This is a genomic window from Fructobacillus fructosus KCTC 3544, assembly GCF_001438695.1.
GTDB lineage: Bacteria > Bacillota > Bacilli > Lactobacillales > Lactobacillaceae > Fructobacillus > Fructobacillus fructosus.
In genome coordinates this window covers 2,501-5,289 of sequence record NZ_JQBH01000021.1, presented here as the reverse complement: position 1 = coordinate 5,289, position 2,789 = coordinate 2,501, and the positions used below count along the sequence as shown (strand labels likewise).

Sequence of the window (2,789 nt, the reverse complement as noted above, 5' to 3'; positions counted from 1 at the left end):
GGACAAGCGCTTCGGCAAAGGTCGAAGGGCAAGAAAACTCAATAAAAAGTAGTTGACAAAAGAAATTGCGCCTGCTATGATATATGAGTTGCCCAAACGGGTTAGCACATTGAAAACTGAACAAAACTTTGAACAAACAAATCTGTAACGCGATTTAGCTTTGACAGCTAAATCGAACAAATTTGCGAAGTCAATTCGTAACAAACAATAAACGGATAGGCGTTATCGAGAGATAGCAACTAGTCAGTTTAATCGAAGAGCAATCTTCAAACTTTTAACATGAGAGTTTGATCCTGGCTCAGGATGAACGCTGGCGGCGTGCCTAATACATGCAAGTCGTACGAACAGCGGAAAGTGCTTGCACTTTCCAAGTAAGTGGCGAACGGGTGAGTAACACGTGAATAACCTACCTCAAAGTCTGGGATAACCATTGGAAACAGTGACTAATACCGGATAAAACCCAAGTGCACATGCACTAAGGTTAAAAGCTGCGTTTGCAGCGCTTTAAGATGGATTCGCGGTGCATTAGTTAGTTGGTGAGGTAAAGGCTCACCAAGACGATGATGCATAGCCGAGTTGAGAGACTGACCGGCCACATTGGGACTGAGACACGGCCCAAACTCCTACGGGAGGCTGCAGTAGGGAATCTTCCACAATGGGCGCAAGCCTGATGGAGCAACGCCGCGTGTGTGATGAAGGCTTTCGGGTCGTAAAGCACTGTTGTATGGGAAGAACGGGTTTAAGAGGAAATGCTTAAACAGTGACGGTACCATACCAGAAAGGGACGGCTAAATACGTGCCAGCAGCCGCGGTAATACGTATGTCCCGAGCGTTATCCGGATTTATTGGGCGTAAAGCGAGCGCAGACGGTTGCTTAAGTCTGAAGTGAAAGCCCACAGCTCAACTGTGGAATGGCTTTGGAAACTGGGCAACTTGAGTGCAGTAGAGGTAAGTGGAACTCCATGTGTAGCGGTGGAATGCGTAGATATATGGAAGAACACCAGTGGCGAAGGCGGCTTACTGGACTGCAACTGACGTTGAGGCTCGAAAGTGTGGGTAGCAAACAGGATTAGATACCCTGGTAGTCCACACCGTAAACGATGGATACTAGTTGTTAGAGGGTTTCCGCCCTTTAGTGACGAAGCAAACGCATTAAGTATCCCGCCTGGGGAGTACGACCGCAAGGTTGAAACTCAAAGGAATTGACGGGGACCCGCACAAGCGGTGGAGCATGTGGTTTAATTCGAAGCAACGCGAAGAACCTTACCAGGTCTTGACATCCTTTGAAGGTACTAGAGATAGTGCTGTCTTCTTCGGAAGCAAAGTGACAGGTGGTGCATGGCCGTCGTCAGCTCGTGTCGTGAGATGTTGGGTTAAGTCCCGCAACGAGCGCAACCCTTATGTTTAGTTGCCAGCATTCAGTTGGGCACTCTAGACAGACTGCCGGTGACAAACCGGAGGAAGGCGGGGACGACGTCAGGTCATCATGCCCCTTATGACCTGGGCTACACACGTGCTACAATGGCGTATACAACGAGCAGCAAACCTGTGAAGGTAAGCGAATCTCTTAAAGTACGTCTCAGTTCGGATTGTAGTCTGCAACTCGACTACATGAAGTCGGAATCGCTAGTAATCGCGGATCAGCATGCCGCGGTGAATACGTTCCCGGGTCTTGTACACACCGCCCGTCACACCATGGGAGTTGGTAATGCCCAAAGCCGGTGGCCTAACCTTCGGGGAGGAGCCGTCTAAGGCAGGACTGATGACTGGGGTGAAGTCGTAACAAGGTAGCCGTAGGAGAACCTGCGGCTGGATCACCTCCTTTCTAAGGATAACCGGAACGTTACAGGGACTTAAGTGTCAATTTGATTTGTTACAAAGTTTTGTTTAGTTTTGAGTGTGTGAACTCTACCGAATTTGGGTACGGGGGATTAGCTCAGCTGGGAGAGCACCTGCTTTGCAAGCAGGGGGTCATCGGTTCGATCCCGATATTCTCCATTGGTTGCTTCGGTAACCAAGCTTGTACATTGAAAACTGAATAATCAAGAAAATCTTTTAAAATCAAGAAATTGATTCTTAAATAAACCGAGAAACAACACAAGTTCTTTAAAAAGAACGGTTTAATCGCAGGTCTGAAAAATGACCAACTCATAAAACTGATCCAACTATAAATAGTTGTGGTTAAGTGAATAAGGGCGCGTGGTGGATGCCTTGGCACTAGGAGCCGATGAAGGACGTGACTAACTACGATAAGCTTCGGGGAGCGGTAAGTACGCTATGAGCCGGAGATTTCCGAATGGGGAAACCCAACATTATAATGTTATCTAAAAGTGAATACATAGCTTTTAGAAGGAATACGCTGTGAACTGAAACATCTCATTAGCAGCAGGAGCAGAAAGAAAAATCGATTCCCTGAGTAGCGGCGAGCGAAACGGGAAGAGCCCAAACCAGGATGCTTGCATCTTGGGGTTGTAGGACTGTCGTTGAGTTACCAAGTAAGCATTTAGGTGAAAACGTTGGGAAGCGTTATCAAAGAGGGTGATAATCCCGTAACCGAAAGATGACTTACCTCTAGACAGGATCCTGAGTACGGCCGGACACGAGAAATCCGGTCGGAATCTGCGGGGACCATCCCGTAAGGCTAAATACTCCCTAGTGACCGATAGTGAACCAGTACCGTGAGGGAAAGGTGAAAAGCACCCCGGAAGGGGAGTGAAATAGTTCCTGAAACCACGACGCCTACAAGAAGTCAGAGCCCGTTAATGGGTGATGGCGTGCCTTTTGTAGAA

At 47.9% G+C, this 2,789-nt stretch carries 1 tRNA gene and 2 rRNA genes (1 of these 3 cut by a window edge); all 3 read left to right on the top strand.

Annotation, left to right across the window (positions count from 1 at the left end):
* Positions 1-275: 275 nt before the first annotated feature.
* Positions 276-1,825 (top strand): 16S ribosomal RNA (locus IV71_RS07355).
* A gap of 100 nt (positions 1,826-1,925) precedes the next feature.
* A tRNA-Ala gene (locus IV71_RS07350) sits at positions 1,926-1,998 on the top strand.
* Between the two features lie 181 nt (positions 1,999-2,179).
* A 23S ribosomal RNA gene (locus IV71_RS07345) occupies positions 2,180-2,789 on the top strand (it continues 2,298 nt past the right edge of the window).
* Together the 16S and 23S rRNA genes with 1 tRNA gene alongside form the textbook arrangement of a ribosomal RNA operon.